Below are 22,807 nucleotides of genomic sequence, written 5' to 3' on the forward strand. Positions count from 1 at the left end.
GGCCCGACCCCTCGCCCGTCCCACAGGCAAGGAGAGGACGTCTCGATGCGATCCTGGAGATTTCTGATGGTCGTGCTCGCGCTGCTCGGAGGCGCGACGGGCCTGAGCCTCTCGGCGAAGGCCGCCCCGATGACGGTGCCGATCACCGCCGCGCAGAACGATGCCGCGCCGCTGGTGCAGAATGCCCGCTGGCACGGCCGCCGCCATTGGCATCGCCACCATCGCTGGCACCGGCATCACCGCTGGCACCGTCACCATCACTGGCGCCGGCATCATCACCACCACCATCACGGTCATCATCGCCGGCTGCGGTTCTACTGAGGTTTTGCGAGGGGGGCGTCCGGGACGCCCCCCTCTTTTCACGCGTCGCGGATGATTTGCCCCGCATGCACCTTCACGCCGGCCAGGGCCGGCCACGGTGCAGGGCGTCCGCCTCGGCGGTGAAGCCGCCGTCCGCCCCCTGCAGGACGAGCGGCGGATGCAATTCGAGCGCGGCACGGCTTCCCTTGGTCGCGCGGACGAGGATGCGGATCGCCGGACGCTCGGCGCGGGCGTGGACCGGACGGATCGCGACGCCGCCGAACCGGTTGCGCAGGGCTTCGAGGCAAAGCGGCAGGGCGTCGGCCCGGTGGATCAACCCGAGCCGACCGTCCGGTCGAAGCAGGTCGGTGCAGGTCCGGATCCAGCGCTCCAACCCGCCCACAGAGAAGTCGTGGGCGGCGGCCTTGCCCGCGTCCGGCGACGGGCGGTGACGTCCCGCCTCGAAGAACGGCGGGTTGGTGAGCACGATGTCGGCGCAACCCGGTGCGAGGCCGGCGCTGCGGCGATCGGCACCGGAGGCGAGCACGTCGGCCTCGACCACCGTCACCCGGTCGGCCATCGCGTTCAGCTCGGCGTTCCGGCGCGCCAGCGCGGCGATCTCGGGCGCGCGCTCGACCAGCACGATGCGGCTGCCGGGTGCGCGGATGCCGACGGCGAGCCCGACCGCCCCCGTCCCGGCCCCGACGTCGCAGACGACGTCGCCCGGCTTCGGCTCGATCCACCGCGCCAGCAGAACCGCGTCGCTCCCGGCTCGATGGCTTCCGCGCGGCGGCTGCAGCAGGCGCAGGGTTCCGCCGAGAAAGTCGTCCGGCACCTCGGCCATGATCAGGGGTTCGCGTCGCGAAGCTCGTGCGCGAGCCCGGCGTCGCGCAGGAGCCGGCGCGCCTGCGCGGCATGATCGCCGGGCACCAGCAGGCGCCGGGGGAAGGCGCCGATCGAGCCCTCCATCAGGCTCATGTGGTTGTCGGCGACGAGCACCGGGATGTCGGCGCCTTCGAGCAGCGATTGCGCGAAGCCGATCAGGACGATGTCGTTGGTGCGGATCAGCTCGGTCATCACAACCCTGTTCGCGGTGGAGGGCGCTTTCGTCGCGTGCGCGCTGGCGTGCGCCGGCACCATATCCGGTTTCGCGGACGCATGTTGCGGTGCCCTCAAGCGCATGCGAAGGGGTGGCGCATCGCGCGCTGCAGTCGAAATCGGTCTGGAGGCATCGGACCTTGGGTGTCGTCGTTTCCATCGAAGAAGGCCGCCCCGACGCGGAAGCGAGCCTCGCCGACCTCGTGGCCCTGGTGTCGGGCGGCATGGAGCGGGTGAACGCCCAGATCCTGTCGCGCACCGGTTCCGACGTGGCAATGATCCCCGAGGTCGCCAACCATCTGATCGATTCCGGCGGCAAGCGCCTGCGCCCGATCCTGACCCTGGCGAGCGCCGACCTCTGCGGCTATTCCGGCCACGACGGGGACGTGAAGCTCGCCGCCAGCGTCGAGTTCATGCACACCGCGACCCTGCTGCACGACGACGTGGTGGACGGCAGCGACATGCGCCGCGGCCGGGTCGCCGCGCGGATCAAGTGGGGCAACGAGGCGAGCGTGCTCGTCGGCGACTTCCTGCTTGGGCAAGCGTTCCGGATGATGGTCGAGGTCGGCTCCCTGCGCGCCCTCGACATCCTCTCGGCCGCCGCCACGGTGATCGCCGAGGGCGAGGTCATGCAGCTCACCGCCGCCAAGAACACCGGCACCTCGGAGGACGCGTACCTCGCGGTGATCCGTGCCAAGACCGCGGAGCTGTTCGCCGCCGCCTGCGAGGTCGGTCCGGTCCTCGCCGGGCGCCCGGTCGCCGAGCAGGAGGCCTGCCGCGCCTACGGCATGAACCTCGGCATCGCCTTTCAGCTCATCGACGACGTGCTCGACTACGGCGGCACCAGCGCAGCGCTCGGCAAGAACGTCGGCGACGATTTTCGCGAAGGCAAGATCACCCTGCCGATCGTGCTCGCCGTCCGCCGCGGCACCGAGGAGGAACGCGCCTTCTGGCGCCGGACTCTGGAGCAGGGTGCGCTGGAAGACGGCGATCTCGAGACCGCGCACGCGATCCTGCGGCGCCACCACGCCCTCGAGGAGACGGTCGCCCGCGCGCGCGACTACGGCACGCTCGCACGGGATGCGCTCGATCCCTTCCCCGAAAGCCCGATGAAGTCGGCGCTGCTGCAGGTCGTGGATTTCTGCGTTTCGCGCGTCCACTGATCCGCACGCGGCGGCCCTCGAACCACTCCACAGATCCTCTCGACGCCTCCGCCCGTCCGTCAGCGCAGGTAGGTCGCGACCGTCCACCACGTCGGCTGCGTCGAACCGATCGCGCGCGCGGCCCGCGACGCCGAATGACGATCGGCGAAGACCGCGAACACCGTCGCGCCCGAACCCGACATCCGCGCAAGCCGGCAGCCCGCCTGGGTGCGGAGCGCCGCGAGCGCGGTGCCGATCGCCGGCGCCACGGTCAGCGCCGGGGCCTCGAGGTCGTTGCGCGCCGGCCCGATCGCCGCGACCAGAGCCTCGACCCCGGATCCCGGGCCGATCTCGGGATGGGGCGCGCCGTTCAAGCGGTCGCCGACCCGGAGGCCGAGCGCCTTGAACACCGGTGCCGTCGGCACCGGCACGCCGGGGTTGATCAGCACCGCCGGGAACGGCTGCATCCCGAGCGCCGGGCCGATCTCCTCGCCGGCGCCGCGCATCATGCGGGCCCGCGGATCAAGGCAGACCGGCACGTCGGCCCCGGTGGCCCGTGCGGCGGCGACCACCGCCGGATGGTCGAGGGGCAGGCCGTTCAGCTCCGCGAGCAGGCGCAGCGCCGCGGCTGCATCCGACGACCCTCCGCCGATCCCCGCCGCCACCGGCAGCCGCTTGACGAGATCGAACGCGCCGAGCCTGAGATCCGGCACCGCCTCCGCGAGGTGCCGGGCCGCCCGCACGACGAGGTTGTCGCCGGTCGGGCCGGCCGGTCCCGCGGTGGGGCCGCTCACAGAGAGCGACAGCTCCGGGCCGGGATCCAGCGTCAGCGCATCGCCGACGCCGGCGAACGCCACGAGGCTTTCCAGCACGTGATAGCCGTCGCCGAGGCGACGCCCGAGCACGTGCAGGGTCAGGTTGATCTTCGCCGGGGCGCGGGTGGTGAGCAGGGGCACGGGCTCTCGTCGGGGCGATGACTTGGAGCGGCAGGCCATACGAGGCGGGCGCCAGCGCGGCAACCCGCAGGCGTACGCCCGGCATTGTCGGCCCGCCAAGGCCGGCCTAGGATCGCACGGTGTCCCGATCCAACTACGCCGATCCGCTGCCGGACGACCTCGCCACGTTGATCGCGGCGATCCGCACCCGCATGCGACCGCGGGCGATCTGGCTGTTCGGGAGCAGGGCCCGCGGCGATCATCGTGCCGACAGCGATTGGGACCTCGTCGTCGCGGTGCCGGACGATGTTTCCGACGATGCGCTCGATCCCATCATCGGGTGGTCGATCGGCCGCGAAGCCGGCATCTCCGCCACGATCCTGGCCGCCCGCGAAAGCGAGCTGGCCGAAAGCTGGGGCGTCCCGAATACGCTGAGCTATGCCCTCGCCCGCGAAGGCCTGAGACTCGATGTCCAAGGGGCGTAGGATCGCGACCTGCCTCGAGCTTGCCCGCGATTGTGCGAAGGATGCTCGCATCCTGCTGAAGGCCGAGTCGCGGAACGCTGCCTACTTGGCGTCGCAGGCCGCCGAACACCTGATCACGGCCGTCGCCACGGCCGAGGGCATCCACATCGAGCGGAAGGACGCCCACCAGCTCGATACCATCGTTCGGAAGATCCCGGAGGAAAACCCGGATCGCCGGGCGCTCGCAGCGATCACGTTCCTGGAAGCCTACGCGACCAGCTATCGCTACGGGACACCGACAGGGCGTGTTCCGGCGACCCCGTCATCCGACCGCGTCGAGGACGCACTGGCAGCGATCGATGGGCTGATCGTATCCCTCGAAGAGCATTTCGCGATCGAAGCCGAAGTCGGCGGGACCGCGTCGAACCCGGTCCCGCGTCGATAAGCCTGCTTCAGCCGCCGCTCTTCTTGTCGGCCGAGCCCGGCGCCTCGCTCGGGGCCGGGGCGCCCTTCGGCAGTTCCGGGTTCTCGGCGTTGTGCGGCGCGGCCACCGGCGCCGGCGGGTTCTCCGCCGTGGCGGTCGGCTTGTCGGTATCGGGCAGGCCGTTCTTCAGCTTCTCGTTGATCTGCACGAGGTCGTCGGGCTCGGGGTTCAGGTCCTTGGCGTGCTGCCACTGGAACTTGCCTTCGAGGCGCCGGCCAGAGCGCCAGTAGGCGTCGCCGAGGTGGTCGTTGATGGTCGGGTCGCCCGGCTTCAGCTCCACGGCCTTCTCGAGCTCGCGCACCGCGTCGTCCCAGCGCCCGAGGCGGAAATAGGCCCAGCCGAGGCTGTCGACGATCATGCCGTCGCGCGGGCTGGCGTCGGCCGCCTGCTTGAGCAGCTTGAAGGCGTCGTCGATGTTGATCTTCTGATCGACCCAGGAATAGCCGAGATAGTTCAGCACCTGCGCCTTCGCCGCCGGCTGGCTCGCCGGCACGAGCTCCAGGGCCTTCTTCAGGTCGGCCTCGGCCTTCGGCCATTGCTTGGCGCGCTCGTAGGCGGTGCCGCGGAAATAGTAGGTCGTCCAGAAGTTCGCCTGCGGCCGGTCGCCGATGAGCGCGATCGCGCGGCTGTAGGTCTCGGCCGCCTCCTCGTACTTCTTGCGCGAGCGCTGCACGTTGCCGAGCGCGGTGATGACGTCGATGTCGTCGGGATGCGCCTTCATCGCGGCGTCGAGGTACTGCAGCGCCTCATCGCCCTTGCCGGCCTGCTCGAGGTTGAGGCCGATCTGGATGTCGGCGTTGAGCTTCAGCGGCGAGGTCGCCGGGATCTGGGCGTAGGCCTCGTTCGCCTTCTCCGGCTGCTTCATCCGGTCGAGGGTGTCGGCGAGCGTCAGGCGCGCCAGCGCATGCTCGGGGGCGAGGTAGAGGGCGAGCCGGAGGTAGACCACCGCCGGCAGCTCGTCGCCCTGCGTCGAGCCGGCCGAGCCGAGCCCGTACAGTACCTCGCCGGCGCCTTCCTGCGCCGTGGTGACGAGGCGGGCGAGCGGCTTGCCGGCCTTCAGCTTGTCGAGGGCGTCGCGCACGATCGGGTGGCGCGGCATCAGCGCGTCGAAGTCGGTATAGGCCAGGATCGCGAGGTCGGTGCGGCCGGCATTGGCCTCGAACCGCGCGTAGGCGTCGACGATGCGCAGGGTGTTCTTGTCGGCGTCGTAGGCCGCCTTGAGGCGGCGCTCCGCCTCGGCCTGGTCGCCGGTGACGCTGGCGATCAGACCGGCATGATAGTCGCGGAAGGTGTTGTAGTAGCGCTCGCCCTTGAGCTTGCTCACGGTCTCGAGGGCGCGCTTGCCGTCGCCGGCACCCGCATAGGCCCAGGCGGTGAGGAGCGTCGCGGTGAGGTCGGCGGCGGCCCCGCGCCCGCTGCGCGAAAAATTCTGGCGGGCGGCGGCCCACTGGCCGGCCTTGATCTGGCGCACGCCGAGCGACAGCTGCGCCAGCCCGTTGGTCGAGTCGCGGTTGACGAGGCGCTCGGCCGCGCGGAACGCGTCGGGCAGGGCGCCGTCGGCGAGCAGCGAGACGAAGGCCCGCTCGAGCAGATCGGTGTTGCGCGGATCGGCCTTCACCGCCTCGCGGTAGAAGCTCGCCGCCGCCGCGGTGTCGCGGGAGGCCCCGGCGATGTAGGCTGAGAGGAAGTTGCCCTCGAGCGACTCCGCCGGCTCGTACTCCGACATCGGGCTGGATTCGCGCGGCTGCATCGCGAACGCTTGCCCGCCGAGCGAGACGCTCGCGGCGAGCGTCAGGGCGAGCACCGTGCGGGTGCGGCGGGGACGGACATCGGTCATGGGCACCGTTCACGGCTCCTGCGGGCGCCTGCCCATCGCGGCCAGGCGGCGCCGAATTCGGCGGGGACACTGGACTCTTCCCGCCATGCCCGCAAGGCGAAAGGATGGCGCGGGCCCGACCGCCGGACGCCGCCGGACCCGCCGCGATTCGATCGTTCCAGGCCCCGACGGACGACCCTTTCAGCTCGCGCGTCCGGTTCCCGCAAAGCGGGTTCGCGGGATGGATCCGCTCCCCGCGACGTGGATCGCGCAGAGCGGACGAGGCGGATTGATCCGATCACATGTTGGGGTAGTTCGGCCCGCCAGGTCCCTCCGGCGTCACCCAGTTGATGTTCTGGTTGGGGTCCTTGATATCGCAGGTCTTGCAGTGGACGCAGTTCTGCGCGTTGATCTGGTAGCGCACGCCGTCGCCGGCGGCCGCATCCTCGACCCACTCGTAGACGCCCGCCGGGCAGTAGCGCGCGGAGGGCCCGCCGAACACGTCGTGCTCGGAGGTCTTCTGCAGGCCCATGTCCTTGACCTGAAGGTGGGCCGGCTGGTCCTCCTCGTGGTTGGTGTTCGAGAGGTAAACCGAGGACAGCCGGTCGAAGGTGAGCTTGCCGTCGGGCTTCGGGTAGACGATCGGCGTCACCTCGGAGATCGGCTTGGTGCAGGCGTAGTCGGGCTTGCCGTGCTTCAGCGTGCCGAAGATCGAGGCGTTCAGCAGGGTGTTGGACCACATGTCGAGGCCGCCCAAGCCCACGCCCGCGAGCGTGCCGTAGCGCGACCACAGCGGCTTGACGTTGCGGACCGCCTTGAGGTCGGTGCCGATCGCGCTGGCGCGCCAGCCGGCATCGTAGGCGGTGAGCTCGTCGCCCTGGCGCCCGGCCTTCAGCGCGGCGGCGATGGCGTCGGCCGCCTGCATCCCGGAGAGCACCGCATTGTGCGAGCCCTTGATGCGCGGCACGTTCACGAAGCCGGCGGAATCGCCGACGAGGCAGCCGCCGGGGAAGACGAGCTTCGGCACCGATTGCCAGCCGCCTTCCATGATCGCGCGGGCGCCGTAGCCGATGCGCTTGGCGCCCTCGAACACCTCGCGGATCATCGGGTGGGTCTTGAAGCGCTGGAACTCCTCGAACGGCGACAGGGTCGGGTTCTCGTAGTTCAGGTGCGTGACGAAGCCGACCGAAAGCAGGTGGTCGTCGAAGTGGTAGAGCCACGAGCCACCGCCGGCCTTGTTCGGCAGCGGCCAGCCCATCGAGTGCCGCACCAGGCCCGGCTCGAACTTGCCGGGCGCGAGCTGCCACAGCTCCTTCACGCCGAGCCCGTACTTCTGGTGGTCGCTGTGCCAGTTGAGCTGGAACCGGTCGATCACCGTCTTGGTCAGCGAGCCGCGCGCCCCCTCGCCGAAGATCACGTACTTGCCGCGCAGCTCCATGCCGCGGGTGTAGTCGTCGCGCGGCTCGCCCGACTTGGCGATGCCGAGGTCGCCGGTGGCGACGCCGACGACGACGCCCCGGTCGTCGTAGAGCACCTCGGAGGCCGGGAAGCCGGGATAGATCTCGACGCCGAGCGCCTCGGCCTTCGCGCCGAGGTACTTGGTCACGTTCGATAGCGAGCCGACGAAGTTGCCGTGGTTCGACATGAACTTGGGGAAGAACAGGTTCGGCAGGGTGACGCCGCTGTTCTTGGTCAGGAACAGGAACTCGTCGCGCTCCACCGCGGTCTTCAGCGGCCGCTCGGGATCGTCGCGCCAGTCCGGCACGAGGACGTCGAGGCCCGACGGGTCGATCACGGCGCCCGACAGGATGTGTGCGCCGACCTCGGAGCCCTTCTCCACGACGACCACGTTGACCTCGTCGCCGCTTTCGAGCGCGTGCTGCTTCAGGCGGATGGCGGCGGCGAGCCCGGCCGGCCCCGCGCCGACGACGACCACGTCGAAATCCATGCCCTCGCGTTCGGGATGCGCCATGCCTGTCGTCTCCTGCCGTGTCTCGTTCGTGCGCGCGGACCGTGCGTCTCCGCCGTCCGATCGTTCGATGCGCCGTTGCCGTCGTTCTGAACCCGTTCCAATGTAGGTTGGCAAGCCGCTGCTGGCAGGGGATCGGGCGCGGGAGCGGCCAAGTTGCGCAGCGTCGCGGCCTGACGCCGACCGGAATGCCGCGTTGTCCACAGGCGTGCGAAGCCCCACATGATACTCATGACCTCGTCGGCGGACGCACAGCGCGACCTGATCGCGTACCTCGATTTCCATGTGGAGAGCGGCGTCGACCTCGCCCTCGACGAGGCGCCGCACGACCGCTTCCGGGAAGCCGACACCCCGGCGCCGACCCTGCGCCGCAGCGCGCCCGTGCGCGAGGCGCAGGTGGACGCGCCGCGCCTGGAACAGCCGGAAGCGCCGCGCCGCGAGCTGCCGCCGCGAGGCGATCCGCCGCCGGCGCCCGAGAAGGCTCCGGCGCGCACCTACGGGCAGTCGGCATCGGCGAAGCCCGAGGATGCGGCGATCGATGCGCGGGCACGGGCGAAGGATGTCGGGACGCTCGAGGAGCTCGAGGCGTTGATGGCGACCTTCGACGCCTGCCCGCTGAAGTTCACCGCGAAGAACCTCGTCTTCGCCGACGGCAATCCGGCCGCGAAGCTGATGTTCATCGGCGAGGCGCCCGGCGCCGACGAGGACCGCATCGGCAAGCCGTTCATGGGCCGCTCGGGCCAGCTGCTCGACCGGATGATGGCGGCGATCGGCCTCGACCGAACCAAGGCCTACGTCGCCAACGTGGTGCCGTGGCGTCCGCCGGGCAACCGCGAGCCGACGATCCAGGAACTGGCCGTGTGCCGGCCGTTCCTGGAGCGCCAGATCGAGCTGGCCGACCCCGACATCATCGTCTGCCTCGGCAGCCCGGCCACGAAGGCGATCACCGGCACCAAGGACGGCATCCTGAAGGCGCGCGGGCGGTTCTACCCCTACGCGATGCCTCACCGCACCGTGCGGGCCCTCGCCACCCTGCACCCGGCCTACCTGCTGCGGCAGCCGATGCAGAAGCGGCTCGCCTGGCGCGATTTCCGGCTGCTGCGCACCGCGCTCGACGGAAAAGCTTGACCGTTCCGGCGGAACCGTCCTTCGGCCTGTGTCATTACCCTGCGACTCGCGATAACGGCGTCGTGAGAACGAGTGGCGGTCGAGACCATGCGCTGGGACGATTTTCGGAGTTCGGACAACGTCGAGGATCGTCGCGGCGAGGGCGGCGGTGGCGGGATAGGCTTCCCGGGCGGCGGCGCTGGCGGCCTCGGCATCGGCGCGATCGTCGTCATCCTGATCATCAGCTGGGTCACGGGCATTAACCCGGCGATCCTGATGGGGGGCGCCGAGCAGATCACCCGTGGCGGCGGCAGCCAGCGCGAGGAGCCGGCCGATCCGCAGACCCAGACGCGCCGCAAGACCGCGCCGACCGACGACAGCGGCCGCTTCGCCTCCAAGATCCTCGGCAACACGGAGGACGTGTGGAGCCAGATCCTGCCGAACCAGACCGGCAAGCAGTACACCCCGACGACGATGGTGCTCTACACCGGCGGCACCCGCAGCGGCTGCGGCTCGGCCCAGGCCGCGATGGGCCCGTTCTACTGCCCGCTCGACAAGAAGGTCTATCTCGACACGGGCTTCTTCAAGGAGATGGAGCAGAAGTTCGGCGTGAAGGGCGACTTCGCCTACGCCTACGTCATCGCTCACGAGGTCGGCCACCACGTGCAGGACGTCCTCGGCATTCTCGGCAAGGTTCAGGCCCGGCAGCAGCAGGCGTCCTCGAAGCGAGACGCCAACGCGCTTTCCGTGCGGATCGAGCTGATGGCCGACTGCCTTGCTGGCGTCTGGGCCAAGAACTCCAACGACAAGTACAACGCGCTCGAGCAGGGCGACATCGACGAGGCGATGAATGCGGCGAGCGCGATCGGCGACGACAAGCTGCAGAAGCAGAGCCAAGGCTACGCCGTGCCGGATTCGTTCACCCACGGCTCGTCCGAGCAGCGCCAGCGCTGGTTCATGAACGGCTACAAGAGTGGCCAGACGAAGTCCTGCGACACGTTCCGGACTGCGAACAACTGACCCTGGCCGGCTTGCTCCCTCCTCTGCGGGGAAGCGATGCGGCTCACGGCGATTCCGAGCGCTCGGACTAGCACGTGCGGACGCTCGCCGAGCGTCGAACGATGCCGCGATGGCGATGCGGGAGAGAATGGTGGACGGTGCAGGGATCGAACCTGCGACCTTTCCCGTGTGAAGGGAACGCACTACCGCTGTGCTAACCGTCCGTACCGCGCGTCGACACGCAGTCGCCGCGACCGGGGCGACCGGCGCTGGCGCCTTCGATCCCGGGACGAGGGCCTTCTAGGGCGGGGTAGGCGGCGGCGTCAAGCTGCAGAACCGGCGCAACCGCCCACCAATGTCGACGGCCGCGCCGGCTCCGATTGGAAAACCGCCTCGCGACCTACTGGCCGCCGGCGTTGCCGCCGCCGCCGCGGCCCATCTGGGGAACGCCGCGCTCGGGCTGGTCGGCGTTGCCGCCCGCCGCGGAATCCGTCGTGACCGTCGCCGCGCCGGTGCCGGTCGGCGCGACCACGGCGCCGGCCCCGGAGCCGCTGTTCGTGGCGCCACCCGGAACCGCGACGGTGCCCGGCGGCGTGCCCGGCGCGACCTGCTGAGGCGGGTTCGGCTGGCGGATCGGTGCCGGCGCGTTGCTCTGGGCGGAGGCCGGCGTCGCCGCGGCGACGAGGGTGGCGAGGAGGATCGATCGCATCGGAGGGTGATCTCCCTGGATAGTGGACGCCGCGCTGCGCGCAGCCGGTCGAACGACACAGGTCTTCAACCGCGAAACCCGGCGCGCGTTTCCGTCGGTCCTCGCGGGGCGTGCGGCTCCCTCCGTCCGACGGGCTGTGGCCGAGCGGGTCGATTGGGGGTTATGAGCCCAGCATGGCTCCTCTCGTCCGCTTCGCGCCGTCTCCGACCGGCTTCCTCCACATCGGCAATGCGCGCCCGGCGCTGCTGAACGCGCTGTTCGCCCGCGCGCGCGGCGGCCGCTTCCTGCTCCGGCTGGACGACACCGACCGCGAACGCTCGACCGAGGCCTTCGCCGAGGCGATCGAGACCGACCTCGCCTGGCTCGGCATCGTGCCGGATCTACGCGCCCGCCAATCCGACCGGACCGCGATCTACGACGCGGCCGCCGACAGGTTGAAGGCGCTCGGCCGGCTCTATCCCTGCTACGAGACGTCGGAGGAGCTGGAGCGGCGGCGCAAGCGCCAGCTCGGCCGCGGCCTGCCGCCGATCTACGACCGCGCCGCGCTCGCCCTCACCGCCAACGAGCGGGCGGCGATGGAGGCCGCGGGCCGCATCCCGCATTGGCGCTTCAAGCTCGAGCCGCGCGTCGTCGCCTGGGACGACCTCGTCCGCGGCGAGGCCCATGTCGACTGCGCGTCGCTCTCGGACCCGGTGCTGGTGCGGGCCGACGGCAGCTACCTCTACACGCTGCCCTCGGTGGTCGACGACGCCGACCTCGGCGTCACCCACGTGATCCGCGGCGAAGACCACGTCACCAACACCGGCGTTCAGGTGCAGATCTTCGAGGCGCTGGCGGCGACGCTGCCGATCTTCGGCCACCACAACCTGCTGACCACGGCGGACGGGGAGGGGCTTTCCAAGCGCCTCGGCCACCTCTCGCTGCGGTCCTTGCGCGAGGCGGGCTACGAGCCGGCCGCCGTCCGCTCGCTCGCCGTGCTGACCGGATCGGCGGAGGCGGTCCGCGCCGTCGCGACGCTGGACGAGCTCGCCGGCCTCGTCGACCTCGCCCACATCTCGCGGGCGCCGGCCAAGTTCGACCCGCACGAGCTCGACGGGCTCAACGCCCGCATCCTGCACGCGATGCCCTTCGCCGACGCCGCCGAGCGCCTGGACGCGCTCGGCATCCCGGCCGCGGCCGCCGAGCCGCTGTGGCTCGCGGTGCGGGCCAACCTGCACAGGATCGACGAGGTCCGGGACTGGTGGGGGGTGGTGGCCGGGCCGGTGACACCGGTGATCGCAGACGCCGCCGTGACGGCGGCGGCCCTCGACACCCTTCCGTCCGAACCCTACGGACCCGAAACCTGGAAGGCCTGGACGACGACGATCCGCGAGCGGACCGGCGTCAAGGGCAAGGCGCTGTTCATGCCGCTGCGCCTGGCGCTCACGGGGCTGGAGCACGGGCCCGACCTTACGGGCCTGCTGCCGCTGATCGGCCGGGACCGCGCCGGGCGACGGCTCGCCGGAGAGACCGCCTGAGACGCCGCCTCCCGGGCGGATCCTGGAAAAACGTCGGCCGGCTCTACTCGGCGAGATCGAGGAGATGGCGGCCCTCGCGGTCGTCGATCTCGATGATCCACAGGTCGGAATCGAACCGGATCTCCTTGGTCAGGCGCTCCTCCGCATCGAGCGGCGTGCCCTCCGGAACCATCGCCACGAAGCGACGCCCGCCGGTATCCTCGTCCTCGAACAGCGCTTGCGGCGCCGGCCCGTAGAGGTCGGCGCGGCCGTCGAGGCGATCGACCTTGACGAAGATCGCGCCGGCCTCCGCCGCGCCCCGGCGGCGCTGCACCGCGGAGATCCCCTCGACGGCCAGTCGCCGCAGATGGGCCGAAACCCAGAAATCGGAGCGCAGGCGCGGCATGGACCCTCCCGGTGCGGATGCGCGCCGGGCATGCGCCGCGCCGGACCGCGATGCAATCAGGCCGGGGGCAAGGCCGCGCGGGCGGCGAGCTCGCGAAGCGTGCGGCCGGCGGCCTCGCCCTTCACCGGCAGCTTGCGGTCGCGCTCGAACTTCTCGATCGCCGCGCGGGTGGTCGCTCCCATCAGCCCGTCGGCCTTGAGCGGGCCGTAGCCGAGCTTCGACAAGGCCTTCTGCGCCTGCATCACCGCCGGCTGCGGCTTGGGCGGCGCGACGGCACTCTTGGGCGTCACCGAAGCGGTCGTCTCGTCGGATCGGATCAGGTCGGCGATCGGATCGCGGGCGGCGGCCCTAGCGGCCTCTGCTGCCTTGAGAGGCGTGCGTGCCGTCTCGGCCGGCCGGTCGGCATCGGCGACCTTCTCAGGTACCGACCTCGCGGCGGGGTCCTTTCTCGCGGCATCCTTGCTCACCGCATCCTTGCTCATCGCATCTTGGCGGATCGCGATCTTCGGCAGGATCGGGGCCGGGTGGCGCCCGTTCTGGTAGCCGAGGGCGTTCATCGAGACGACCACCACCGCGCCGAACACGACCACGCCGCCGAACAGCGCGCCGGGATTGCGCCGGCACATCCGGAACGTCCCGCTGGCGACGGCGCCGAGCATCATCCGCCATTCCGACACGTCGGCGGCGGGCCGGCGCTGCGCCGGGCGGCGGGCGGCCTTGGCCGGGCGGGCGCTGCGGGCGTCTCCGGCGACGGTGATCTCGCGATGGTCGCGCATCTCGGACATTCTGTCTCCCCGTTGCGTTTCAATCAGCCGACGCGGCGCAGGCGCGCGGGATCGTCGATCTCCCGCACCACCGTCGGCCCGGTGTCGAACAGGCCGAGCGGCAGCCGCACCACGGCGCCGTGGGCCGAAGCCCTGCCGGCCGGGCGAACCCGGGCGGTGAGCGGCGCGGTGCCGACCGGGCTCTCGGCCGACCGGCAGGCCCTCGGCAGGCTGACGGTGACCGTGGTCCCGGCATCCGGCGCGCTCTCGATCGCGATCGTGCCGCCGTGCAGGCCGACGAGGCCCTGCACCACCGAGAGGCCGAGGCCGGTGCCCTCGTGGGTGCGCTTGTAGCCGCCGGAGCCGGCCTGGAAGAACGGCGTTCCGAGTCGCGGCAGGTCGGCCTCGCGGATGCCGATGCCGGTATCCGACACGATCAGGTCGAGGCCGGCCGCGGTCCGGCGCAGCGCTACCTCGACGCGGCCGCCGGCCGGCGTGAACTTCACAGCGTTCGAGATCAGGTTGATCAGCACCTGACGGCAGGCGCGCGAATCGGCGGTGATCTCGATCGGGCCGGGCTCGGCGACCTGCGCGAGCACGACGCCGACCGCATCGGCCTTGAGCTTCATCAGGTCGCAGCAGCTGCGCGTCAGCGCCGCCGCGTCGACCAGCTCGGGCGCGTAGTCGAAGTTGCCGCTTTGGATCCGGCTCATGTCGAGCAGCGTGTTGACGACGCTGAGCAGGTGCTGGCCCGAGGCGCCGATGATGCCGGCATATTCCCGCGCCCGCTCCGGTGCGAGCACGACCGCGCCTTCGCCGGCCAGGACCTCGGAGAAGCCAATGATAGCGTTCAGGGGCGTGCGCAGCTCGTGGGTGACGTTGGCCAGGAACCGGCTCTTGACCTCGTCGGCGCGCTCTGCCTCGGCGCGGGCGCGCTCGAGCTCCTCGGCGTGGCGGCGATGCTCGGTCACGTCGCGGGTCACCGCGACGACGCCGACCGGGCCCGACGGCGACTGCGCGATCCGGTGGGCGCGCATCTCGACATGGATCAGCCGCGCGCCGTCCTGGCGCCGGGCGGTCGGGTCGACGTTGAGGCGCAGCTGCACCGTCGCCGGCTTGCCCAGAGCCGCGACATCGCTGATCGCCTGGAGGAAGGCGGGGCGGTCGGCCACGTGCACCCGCTCGAGCAGGCCGTGGCCGCGCAGGCGCATCGCATCGGTGCCGACGAGCGTCTCGGCCGAGGCCGACGCCTCGATCACCCGGCCGTTGACGTCGTGCCAGGTCACGAGGTCGTCGATCGCCGCGAGCAGCATCCGGTCGCGGGCCTCGTTGTCCCGCATGCGCTTGCGCCACTGGCCCTCGTTGCGCATCTGCTCCAGCACCTGCGCGGCGACGTGGCCGATCGCGGTGATGGCGAAGACCGGCATCGCGACGGAGGCCGACAGCGCCATGGTCGGGCTCGTGATGATCCACGATCCGGTGAACGCCACGCAGAGGACGCCAACCATCGCGAGCAGCGACGCCGCGACGGTGGCGCGCTTCGAGCCGGAGACCACCGCCTCGAGCGGGATCGCAACGAGCCAGATCGCGGCGGCCGACTGCACGCCGCCGGTGAGGCTGGCGAGGCACACGACGAGGCCGGTGAGGCCGGCCGACGAGACGGCGTGCGCGATCCACAGCGAGCCGGTGCGCGAGAGCAGGACGGCGGCGAGCACGGGCAGGAACAGGCTGGCGATCGCCAGGACCTCGATGCCCGACGGCACGCCGCGCCACAGCAGGTAGGGCGGCAGGCCGGCCATCATCACCGCGCCGGTGGCGAGGCGCGACACGAGGAAGCGCTCGTGGCGGAAGCGCACGCTGGCATCCTCGATCGCCGATTCATGCACGAAGCTCGCGAGGCGGGCGTCGAGCAGCGCGGGCAGCCGGTGTTGAATACGCAAGACAGATACGCGCAACGCACAAGACCCAAGACCAGGACGGCCAACAACCCGGCATGCCTGGCAACACTCGGCCTTCGCGCCCCCCGGTTCGGTGACGAACGACTAGATCCCGACCCTCGCAGACCCGGCTTAAACGAGTGTTGCGCGTCGGCCCGCGATGGCCGGGATGCTTTCCACAACGTAACCGTGACTACGCGCAGGGTGTCCCCGTCGGGGCTCGTTCACCATCGAATGCCTTTTAGGCGATCGGTTGACGTTGGATTCAGGAAAACGGCCCCACCCTCGGCCGTCTTCGACCCGCACGCTTCCCGGATCACCGTCCATGTCGTTCCTGCTGCGAGCCGCCCTGGTGATCGGCGCGTTGTCGTACCTCGCGGCGACCCGCGATCAGCCGGGGACATGCGCGAGCGTTCCGTCCGCACCCGAGATGGCCGGTCCGTGCGACGCGGCGTCCCCGGCGCCCGCGACGGGATCGACGTTGCTCGCCACGGTCGGGTCCGCGACAGCCGCCTGGAGCGCGATGCCGGCGGAGTCCCGGCAGCGCCTGGCGCAGGAGGCCATGGCCGAGCTCGGCCGGCACGTTGGTCCGCAGGCCGCCTCGCGCGACACCCTCGCGGATGCCGATCGCAAGGCTCCGTGGCGGGGATCGGAGGGGCGCTGAGGCCGTTCGTGCTGGACGATACGACGACGCGGAATGCGTGAGCCCCAGCCGGCGGCCGGCGCGGCCGATCTCAGGACGACTTCCGAGCCCGCATCGGGAGGGGCGTCCGGTTCGCCGGCCGCTCGGCCGCGGCCTGCCGGATCTTGCCCGTGTCCGGCGCATGGTGCGGCTGGTGGGCGTCGGACGCGCCGCTGCGCTCGCGCAGCGGCCGGTCGAGGATCGCCGAGAGCAGGTCGCGGGCGGCGGGACGATCGGTGGTCCGAAACAGGCGGACGAGCTCGAACACCCGCTCGGCCGAGCGCGAGACCGCCTCGTCGAGGGTCAGGAAGACGTAGACCGCCTCCTCCTCGTGGAGGTCGGCGGCGCGCAGGCACAGCGTGAGCAGGTCGTAGCGCGAGCCGGCGTCGGGCGCGCTGCGCAGGAAATTCGCCGGCAGCCCGAGCCCGTCCGACAGGGCGGCGAGGAAGCCCGGGACGTCGTGGGCGGCGGAGAGGCCGAGCAGCATGCCGCCGAGGTCGCGCGGCGGGGGCGGGCAGGGGCGAAGCGCGGCCGTGGCGGCGATCGCCTCGCGGATCGCGTCGCGCCGGATCGGGTCGGCGTGCAGGTAGAGCGGAGCGAGCTCGCCGGCGGCGAGATCCGGGCGGGCGAGCAGGAGGCCGGCGAGGTCCGGATCGGTCCGGCCGCGGCCGACGAGGTGCCGGACGTCGCCGCCGCGGAGCGTGATCCCGAGATTGCCGGCGAGCGCCCGGTCGATCGCCGGATCGCCGCGCTGCGCCAGCTCGGCGATCACCGCGCGGGGGAGGCCGGGTCGGCCGGCCATCGCCGAGCCGAGATCGGCGCCGTCGAGGAGCGCGGCATCGATCAGGGCGGGCGAGAGCGTCACCGCCGACCCCAGCACGATGTCGCGGACGCGTCCGCCACGGGCGGCCAGCGTGGCGAGGACGGATTGCGGCGTGTCGGCGAAGGGCGCGAGCTTCTCCGCGACTATCGCCGCCGTCTCCTCGTCGACGATCGGGATCAGCCCGCCGGCGAGCGAGGCAAAGGATTCGAGCTCCGACTTGTCACGGTTGGCCGCCTGCACGAACAGATCGGTCTGGACCCGCAGAATGACGGGCTTCAGGTCGAGATGCGCGATGCGCGACAGTTCGATCAGCCCGGACAGGTCGGGCGCGACCTCGACGGATGGGGGCATGGCACTTCGGATACGCAGGAACTGGATCGACCATCACGCTAGGGTCGTTTGCGTGAATCGACCTTTAAGCCGCTCGCCGAAGCGACGTGTCGTCCTGCGCCAAGATCGGATCGGCACGAGGCCGATCCGCCTCAGACCTTCGTGCCGCTCACCGTCACCCGGCCCTCGATCGGGTAGGCCGGATCATTGTAGCCGGGCGTCGAGGGATGGCCGGTCACGACGAGGCCGTCGACCAGGGCCTCGTCCTCGGGCGTGAAGCGATAATCGAGCCCGCCGAGGTAGTCGGTCCATTGTTCCATGGTCCGCGGGCCGGCGATCACCGCGGTCACGGCGCGGTTGTTCATCACCCAGGCGAAGGCGAACTGCCCGGCGGTGATGCCGCGCGCCTCGGCATGGTCCTTCAGGGTGCGGGCGATGCGCAGCGATTCCGGGCGCCATTCCGTCTGCATCATCCGCGTGTCCTGGCGGCCGGCTCGGGTGTCGGCCGGCGGCGGGGCGTCGGGATCGTACTTGCCGGTCAGCACGCCGCGGGCGAGCGGCGAGTACGGCACCACGCCGAGGCCGAAATGCGCGCAGGCCGGCAGGTGCTCGGTCTCGGGCATGCGGTTGAGCGCGTTGTAGTACGGCTGGCTCACCACCGGCCGGTCGATGCCGTAGGCGTCGCACAGGCGGCAGATCTCGGCGATCCGCCAGGAACGGTGGTTCGAGACCCCGAAGTGCCGGATCTTGCCCTGGCGAACCAGGGTCTCCATCGCCCGCACGGTCTCGTCGAGCGGCGTCGCGTGGTCCTCCTTGTGGAGGTAGTAAATGTCGATGAAGTCGGTCCCGAGCCGGCGCAGGCTCTCCTCGGCGGCGCGAAGGACGTGGACGCGCGACAGGCCGCGATCGTTCGGCCCGTCGCCCATCGGGTTGGCGACCTTGGTGGCCAGCACCCAGGCATGCCGATCCGTCGCGATCGCGCGGCCGGTGATCGCTTCCGAGGCGCCGGAATTGTAGACGTCGGCGGTGTCGATGAAGTTCACGCCCGCATCCCGGGCGCTCGCGACGATGCGCGCGGAATCGGCCTCGTCGGTGGCACCGCCGAACATCATCGTGCCGAGGCAGATCGGCGAGACCTTGAGGCCCGAGCGGCCGAGCGTGCGGTAATCCATCGGAGGCGGTCCTGCGTCGTGGGGTTGCGGGGGTATCTCGGCCGGGATCGCGGAGCGTCAACCGTCGTCGCAGGTTCGGAACCGGGAATGGCCCGTGCCCGTAACCGGAGGCACATCGCGGCGAATGGGTCGCATGCGCTCCCCGCGCCGTGCCGGCCGACCGGGCCGCCAACCGTCATCGACACCGCATGCGAAGAGCCGAGATGTCCCACGCCCTGCCGCTGCCCTGGCTCGACCGCGCCGGACGCCTCTCGCTCCTGAAGCTCGTCGCGTTCCTGATCGCCGTCGCCCCGGCCGTCTACCTCGCCGGCGCCTACGCGACGAACGCGCTCGGGCCGAAGCCGATCACGGCGCTGATCCACGGCACCGGCGAGTGGACGATCCGCTTCCTGCTGGCCTCCCTCGCGGTCACGCCGCTGCGGCGGGTGGCGAACTGGCCGAAGCTGATCAACGTCCGGCGCCTGCTCGGCGTGACCACGGCGGCCTACGCGCTGGCGCATCTCGCGCTGTACGTGGTCGACCAGAACTTCGACCTCGCCAAAGTCGTCTCCGAGATCGCGCTGCGGTTCTACCTCACGATCGGCTTCGTCGCGCTCGTCGGCCTCATCGCCCTCGGGGCGACCTCGACCGACGCCGCGATCCGGCGGATGGGCGCGAGCTGGTCGCGCCTGCACAAGGCGGCCTACGCGATCGGCATCCTCGGGCTGCTGCACTACTTTCTGCAATCGAAGATCGACGTCTCCGATCCGGTGTTCTGGACCGGGCTGTTCGTGCTGCTGATGGGCTGGCGCCTGATGCAACGGTTCAGGCTGCCGATGCGGCCGTGGTCGCTCGCGCTGCTCGCCGTTGCCGCCGCCCTCGCGACCGCGGGCATCGAGGCGGCCTGGTACGGGATCAAGAGCGGCATCCCGGCCGACCTCGTGCTCGGCGCCAACCTCGACTTTTCCGACGTGATCCGCCCGGCCTGGTGGGTCCTCGCGGTCGGCCTGACGTTGCCCGTCGTCGCCCTCGTGCGCGTGCCGCCGGGTGCGAAGGCGCCGGCGCCGCGTGCGGGCCGTCCGCAGCGCGTCCAGCCGGCCGCATAGGCGCCTTGCTCCCGCCGGCACGCCGACGCACAACCCGGCGCGGCCCCGCGGCGGGCCGAACGGAGCTCGACCTGTCCATGCGCGGTTTCCTGAGCCGATCCTCGCTCGTCCTCGCGCTGGTCTGCCCCGGCGCGGCGCTCGCCGCCTGCCCGCTGCCGGAGCCGCCGCCCGCCTCGGCCAAGCCGGAGAAGCCGGCCCTGCCGGCGAAACCCGCCTGCCTCGATGCCAAGGGTGGGTGCCCCGGCTGGGAGGCCTACAGCTACAACGACGCGATCAAGGCCTACAACCTGCAGCTTCAGGCGTTCCGGCCGATCGCGGAAGGCTACGTGCAGAAGCTCAACGCCTACGTGAAGGCGAGCGCCGATTACGCGCAGTGCGAAGTGAAGTCGATGCAGTAGCGGCCGCCTTCGCGGCCCGATCGGAACATGTTACGCTCGCCGCATGAGCGTGAAGCCGAAACCGCGCATGACCGTCGACGAGTTCCTGGCCTGGGGCGAGGGACGACCGGGGCGGCATGAGTTGCTCGACGGCGAGGTCTTCGCGATGTCGCCGGAACGGGTCCGGCATGCCGAGACGAAATTCGCCGCCCAACTCGCGTTGCGGGCTGCCATTCGGCGGGAAGGCTTGCCCTGCCAAGTGCTCCCGGACGGAATGACGATTCGGATCGAACGCACCACGGCTTTCGAGCCTGACGCCCTTGCCCGTTGCGGACCTCGTCTCGATCCGGACACGGTGGAAGTGACGGATCCGGTCATCGTGGTCGATGTCCTCTCGCCGAGCACGCGTTCGATCGATACGGGCGCGAAATTCGCAGGCTACTTCGGCATCCCGAGCGTGATGCATTACCTCCTCATCGACACGGTCAAACGCCTCGCCGTCCACCATCATCGTCGCGCCGACGACGTCATCGAGACGCGTATCGTCTCGGACGGCGTGCTGACCTTCGATCCTCCCGGCATCACCGTCCCGCTCGCCGAACTCTACGACGACGCCTGAGCCGCCTCGCTTGACCCTGCCGGGCGCCGGTGCGAGAGCGCGAGCGAATTTCCGAAGGGACGCCCGCATGACCGCTCGCCTCGACCTCCTGGTGCTCGGCAACGCCATCGTCGACGTCATCGCCCGCACGGACGAGGGTTTCCTCGCCGACCAGGGCGTGCCGAAGGGCGCGATGGCGCTGATCGACGAGCCGCGCGCCGAGGCGCTGTTCTCCGCGATGGGGCCGGCGACGATCGTGTCGGGTGGGTCGGGCGCCAACACGGCGGTCGGCGCGGCGCTGCTCGGCGCCAAGACCGGCTTCGTCGGCAAGGTCCGCGACGACGAGCTCGGCGGCCTGTTCAGCCACGACCTGAAGGCGACCGGCGTCGCGTTCGACGTGCCGGTGGCGACCGACGGGCCGGCCACCGCCCGCTGCTTCGTCCTCGTGACGCCCGACGGCGAGCGCACGATGAACACCTATCTCGGCGCCTGCCAGGGCCTGTCGCCGGCCGACCTCGACGAGGCGACGGTCGCGAGCGCCCGCGTCGTCTACCTCGAGGGATACCTCTGGGACCCGCCGGCCGCCAAGGACGCGTTCCGCAAGGCGGTGACGATCGCCCACGGCGCCGGCAACGCGGTGGCGCTGACCCTGTCGGACGCGTTCTGCGTCGGCCGCTACCGCGACGAGTTCCTCGGGCTGATCCGCGACGGCAGCGTCGACATCCTGTTCGCCAACATCGGCGAGTTGCAGAGCCTCTACCAGACCGACGACGCGGACGCGGCGCTGAAGGCGCTCCGCGACGAGCGCGACGCCCGCGGGCGGCACCTGCTCGGCCTCGTCACGCGCTCGTCCGAGGGCGCGATGGTGGTGAAGGGCGGCGAGATCCGCTCGGTCGAGGCCTCGCCGGTGCGCGAGGTGGTCGACACCACCGGCGCGGGCGACCTCTTCGCCGCCGGCTTCCTGGCCGGTCACGCCCGCGGCCTCGACTACGTCACCTCGGCCCGCCTCGGCGCGCTCGCGGCGGCGGAGGTGATCCAGCATATCGGCGCCCGGCCGCAGGGCGACCTCGTCGCGCTCGCCAAGGCGCAGGGGCTGATCTGAAGGATCAGGGCCGGAGCAGCACCTTGCCCACCGCCTCGCGCCGGCTGAGGATGCCGAGGGCCGCGGCGTAGTCCTCGAGGGGGTAGACGCCGTGCACCCGCGCGGTCAGCCGCCCCTCGGCGACCCATGCGAGCATCTGGCGCTGGTTCTCGCGGTGCACCTCCGGCTCGCGCTCGGTGAAGACACCCCAGTGGACGCCCATCACGTCGAGCTCCTTCAGCAGCATGATGTTGAGGGGCAGGCGGGGAATCTCGCCCGCGGCAAAGCCGACGACGAGGAAGCGGCCGCGCCAGGTCAGCGCGCGGAAGGCCGGTTCCGAGAAGGCGTCGCCGACCGCGTCGTAGACCACGTCGACGCCCTTGCCCCCGGTCGCGTCTTTCAGGGCGTCGCGCAGGGTGGCCGGATCGTAGACGAGGCCCACCTCCGCCCCGTGCTGCCGGGCGATGGCGAGCTTGTCCTCCGAGGAGGCGCAGGCGATCACCCGCGCCCCGAGCAGCGCCCCAAGCTCGACCGCCGCGAGACCGACCCCGCCCGACGCCCCGAGCACCGCGAGCCATTCGCCGGGCCGGATCTTCGCGCGGTTGCGCAGGGCATGGAGGGACGTGCCGTAGGTGATCGTGAGGCCGGCAGCCTGCTCGTCGTTCACCCCGGCCGGAACCGGCGTCAGCATGCGTGCGGGCACCGCGAGCCGTTCGCGGCAGGTGCCGTACTTGGCATGCACGATCACCCGATCGCCGACCCGCACGCCGTCCGCGCCCGGTCCCAGGGCCTCGACCACGCCGCAGGCCTCGCCCCCGGGCGAGAACGGCAGCTTGGGCTTCACCTGATAGCGCCCGGCGATGATCAGCGTGTCGAAGAAGTTGAGCGCGGCGACGGTGACCCGCACCAGGGCCTCGCCCGGGCCGGGGACGGGATCGGGCAGCGTCGCGATCGACAGGTCGTCCGGGCCGCCGAGCCGGGTGCACAGGAGAGCCTTCATCGCGCGCCTTCCGTTCGTTTCACCAGTTGCCCA

Annotated in this window: 24 protein-coding genes and 1 tRNA gene; 12 read left to right on the forward strand and 13 right to left on the reverse strand. The window is 71.1% G+C overall.

Going from position 1 to position 22,807, the window contains the following annotated elements; genetic code table 11:
• Nucleotides 1-66 precede the first annotated feature (66 nt).
• Complete coding sequence (locus ACFZ8E_RS08130) at nucleotides 67-321, forward strand: hypothetical protein (protein ID WP_187275371.1); 255 nt, start codon at nucleotides 67-69, stop codon at nucleotides 319-321.
• Between the two features lie 73 nt (nucleotides 322-394).
• Here the strand turns inward: ACFZ8E_RS08130 and ACFZ8E_RS08135 are convergent, their stop codons facing one another.
• Both ACFZ8E_RS08135 and ACFZ8E_RS08140 read right to left on the reverse strand, forming a co-directional pair.
• Nucleotides 395-1,144, reverse strand: coding sequence for a tRNA1(Val) (adenine(37)-N6)-methyltransferase (locus ACFZ8E_RS08135; RefSeq protein ID WP_405042556.1), 750 nt, complete (start codon nucleotides 1,142-1,144; stop codon nucleotides 395-397).
• 2 nt (nucleotides 1,145-1,146) lie between these two features.
• Nucleotides 1,147-1,377 carry a DUF2007 domain-containing protein gene (locus ACFZ8E_RS08140; protein ID WP_147725411.1) on the reverse strand — a complete coding sequence of 77 codons (231 nt, stop codon included), beginning with the start codon at nucleotides 1,375-1,377 and terminating at the stop codon, nucleotides 1,147-1,149.
• 161 nt (nucleotides 1,378-1,538) lie between these two features.
• Here ACFZ8E_RS08140 and ACFZ8E_RS08145 point away from each other — a divergent pair, with 161 nt between their 5' ends.
• A complete protein-coding gene (locus ACFZ8E_RS08145) occupies nucleotides 1,539-2,561 on the forward strand; it encodes a polyprenyl synthetase family protein (protein WP_147725412.1) in 1,023 nt (340 codons plus the stop codon).
• A 59-nt stretch (nucleotides 2,562-2,620) separates the two neighbouring features.
• On the opposite strand, the gene ACFZ8E_RS08150 is transcribed toward ACFZ8E_RS08145, so the two are convergent.
• The gene (locus ACFZ8E_RS08150) at nucleotides 2,621-3,496 is read right to left on the reverse strand and encodes a 4-(cytidine 5'-diphospho)-2-C-methyl-D-erythritol kinase (protein ID WP_243948599.1); all 876 of its coding nucleotides are present in this window, start codon (nucleotides 3,494-3,496) and stop codon (nucleotides 2,621-2,623) included.
• A gap of 119 nt (nucleotides 3,497-3,615) precedes the next feature.
• Here ACFZ8E_RS08150 and ACFZ8E_RS08155 point away from each other — a divergent pair, with 119 nt between their 5' ends.
• Nucleotides 3,616-3,960: a nucleotidyltransferase domain-containing protein gene (locus ACFZ8E_RS08155; RefSeq protein ID WP_243948598.1), complete on the forward strand. Its 345-nt coding sequence runs from the start codon at nucleotides 3,616-3,618 to the stop codon at nucleotides 3,958-3,960.
• Entirely contained in the window at nucleotides 3,944-4,384 is a 441-nt protein-coding gene (locus ACFZ8E_RS08160; protein ID WP_405042557.1) for a HEPN domain-containing protein, read from the forward strand. The genes ACFZ8E_RS08155 and ACFZ8E_RS08160 overlap by 17 nt, the downstream gene beginning before the upstream one ends.
• 7 nt (nucleotides 4,385-4,391) lie before the next feature.
• On the opposite strand, the gene ACFZ8E_RS08165 is transcribed toward ACFZ8E_RS08160, so the two are convergent.
• Both ACFZ8E_RS08165 and ACFZ8E_RS08170 read right to left on the reverse strand, forming a co-directional pair.
• Entirely contained in the window at nucleotides 4,392-6,260 is a 1,869-nt protein-coding gene (locus ACFZ8E_RS08165) for a tetratricopeptide repeat protein (protein WP_405042558.1), read from the reverse strand.
• Nucleotides 6,261-6,537: 277 nt separating this feature from the next.
• Nucleotides 6,538-8,211 carry an electron transfer flavoprotein-ubiquinone oxidoreductase gene (locus ACFZ8E_RS08170; RefSeq protein ID WP_405042559.1) on the reverse strand — a complete coding sequence of 558 codons (1,674 nt, stop codon included), beginning with the start codon at nucleotides 8,209-8,211 and terminating at the stop codon, nucleotides 6,538-6,540.
• Nucleotides 8,212-8,439: 228 nt separating this feature from the next.
• Between ACFZ8E_RS08170 and ACFZ8E_RS08175 the strand changes: the two genes are divergently transcribed.
• Both ACFZ8E_RS08175 and ACFZ8E_RS08180 read left to right on the forward strand, forming a co-directional pair.
• Nucleotides 8,440-9,336, forward strand: coding sequence for a uracil-DNA glycosylase family protein (locus ACFZ8E_RS08175; protein WP_405044346.1), 897 nt, complete (start codon nucleotides 8,440-8,442; stop codon nucleotides 9,334-9,336).
• 87 nt (nucleotides 9,337-9,423) lie between these two features.
• A complete protein-coding gene (locus ACFZ8E_RS08180) occupies nucleotides 9,424-10,335 on the forward strand; it encodes a neutral zinc metallopeptidase (RefSeq protein WP_405044347.1) in 912 nt (303 codons plus the stop codon).
• A gap of 128 nt (nucleotides 10,336-10,463) precedes the next feature.
• On the opposite strand, the gene ACFZ8E_RS08185 is transcribed toward ACFZ8E_RS08180, so the two are convergent.
• Together ACFZ8E_RS08185 and ACFZ8E_RS08190 are read right to left on the reverse strand one after the other, a co-directional pair.
• Nucleotides 10,464-10,538, reverse strand: a tRNA-Val gene (locus ACFZ8E_RS08185).
• Nucleotides 10,539-10,714: 176 nt separating this feature from the next.
• The gene (locus tag ACFZ8E_RS08190; RefSeq protein ID WP_405042560.1) at nucleotides 10,715-11,023 is read right to left on the reverse strand and encodes a hypothetical protein; all 309 of its coding nucleotides are present in this window, start codon (nucleotides 11,021-11,023) and stop codon (nucleotides 10,715-10,717) included.
• Between the two features lie 173 nt (nucleotides 11,024-11,196).
• On the opposite strand from ACFZ8E_RS08190, the gene gltX reads away from it, so the two are divergent.
• Entirely contained in the window at nucleotides 11,197-12,540 is a 1,344-nt protein-coding gene (gene gltX / locus ACFZ8E_RS08195) for a glutamate--tRNA ligase (protein WP_405042561.1), read from the forward strand.
• Nucleotides 12,541-12,583: 43 nt separating this feature from the next.
• Here the strand turns inward: gltX and ACFZ8E_RS08200 are convergent, their stop codons facing one another.
• The 3 genes from ACFZ8E_RS08200 to ACFZ8E_RS08210 are packed head-to-tail and all read right to left on the reverse strand — an operon-like array spanning nucleotide 12,584 to nucleotide 15,629.
• Nucleotides 12,584-12,925, reverse strand: coding sequence for a DUF1491 family protein (locus ACFZ8E_RS08200; RefSeq protein ID WP_147841304.1), 342 nt, complete (start codon nucleotides 12,923-12,925; stop codon nucleotides 12,584-12,586).
• A 56-nt stretch (nucleotides 12,926-12,981) separates the two neighbouring features.
• The gene (locus tag ACFZ8E_RS08205; RefSeq protein WP_405042562.1) at nucleotides 12,982-13,710 is read right to left on the reverse strand and encodes a peptidoglycan-binding protein; all 729 of its coding nucleotides are present in this window, start codon (nucleotides 13,708-13,710) and stop codon (nucleotides 12,982-12,984) included.
• 23 nt (nucleotides 13,711-13,733) lie between these two features.
• On the reverse strand, nucleotides 13,734-15,629 hold the full coding sequence (locus ACFZ8E_RS08210) for a PAS domain-containing sensor histidine kinase (protein ID WP_147858191.1): 1,896 nt from the start codon (nucleotides 15,627-15,629) through the stop codon (nucleotides 13,734-13,736).
• 322 nt (nucleotides 15,630-15,951) lie between these two features.
• On the opposite strand from ACFZ8E_RS08210, the gene ACFZ8E_RS08215 reads away from it, so the two are divergent.
• Entirely contained in the window at nucleotides 15,952-16,290 is a 339-nt protein-coding gene (locus ACFZ8E_RS08215; protein ID WP_405042563.1) for a hypothetical protein, read from the forward strand.
• Nucleotides 16,291-16,360: 70 nt separating this feature from the next.
• Here ACFZ8E_RS08215 and ACFZ8E_RS08220 read toward each other — a convergent pair whose 3' ends face one another.
• Nucleotides 16,361-17,482 carry a DUF2336 domain-containing protein gene (locus ACFZ8E_RS08220; protein WP_243987133.1) on the reverse strand — a complete coding sequence of 374 codons (1,122 nt, stop codon included), beginning with the start codon at nucleotides 17,480-17,482 and terminating at the stop codon, nucleotides 16,361-16,363.
• Nucleotides 17,483-17,613: 131 nt separating this feature from the next.
• The gene (locus ACFZ8E_RS08225) at nucleotides 17,614-18,633 is read right to left on the reverse strand and encodes an aldo/keto reductase (RefSeq protein WP_405042564.1); all 1,020 of its coding nucleotides are present in this window, start codon (nucleotides 18,631-18,633) and stop codon (nucleotides 17,614-17,616) included.
• A gap of 203 nt (nucleotides 18,634-18,836) precedes the next feature.
• Here ACFZ8E_RS08225 and ACFZ8E_RS08230 point away from each other — a divergent pair, with 203 nt between their 5' ends.
• The 4 genes from ACFZ8E_RS08230 (at nucleotide 18,837) to ACFZ8E_RS08245 (ending at nucleotide 21,795) form a co-directional block, all read left to right on the forward strand.
• Nucleotides 18,837-19,718 (forward strand): sulfite oxidase heme-binding subunit YedZ, encoded by an 882-nt coding sequence (locus tag ACFZ8E_RS08230; RefSeq protein ID WP_405042565.1) that lies wholly within the window; start codon nucleotides 18,837-18,839, stop codon nucleotides 19,716-19,718.
• Between the two features lie 77 nt (nucleotides 19,719-19,795).
• Nucleotides 19,796-20,116, forward strand: coding sequence for a hypothetical protein (locus ACFZ8E_RS08235; RefSeq protein ID WP_147726310.1), 321 nt, complete (start codon nucleotides 19,796-19,798; stop codon nucleotides 20,114-20,116).
• A gap of 43 nt (nucleotides 20,117-20,159) precedes the next feature.
• A complete protein-coding gene (locus tag ACFZ8E_RS08240; RefSeq protein WP_405042566.1) occupies nucleotides 20,160-20,714 on the forward strand; it encodes a Uma2 family endonuclease in 555 nt (184 codons plus the stop codon).
• 67 nt (nucleotides 20,715-20,781) lie between these two features.
• On the forward strand, nucleotides 20,782-21,795 hold the full coding sequence (locus ACFZ8E_RS08245; RefSeq protein WP_243936236.1) for an adenosine kinase: 1,014 nt from the start codon (nucleotides 20,782-20,784) through the stop codon (nucleotides 21,793-21,795).
• Nucleotides 21,796-21,799: 4 nt separating this feature from the next.
• Here ACFZ8E_RS08245 and ACFZ8E_RS08250 read toward each other — a convergent pair whose 3' ends face one another.
• Nucleotides 21,800-22,774 carry an NADPH:quinone oxidoreductase family protein gene (locus tag ACFZ8E_RS08250; RefSeq protein WP_405042567.1) on the reverse strand — a complete coding sequence of 325 codons (975 nt, stop codon included), beginning with the start codon at nucleotides 22,772-22,774 and terminating at the stop codon, nucleotides 21,800-21,802.
• Nucleotides 22,775-22,807: the final 33 nt, after the last annotated feature.

The organism is Methylobacterium sp. HMF5984 (assembly GCF_045033435.1).
In the GTDB taxonomy this organism is placed as follows: Bacteria; Pseudomonadota; Alphaproteobacteria; order Rhizobiales; family Beijerinckiaceae; genus Methylobacterium.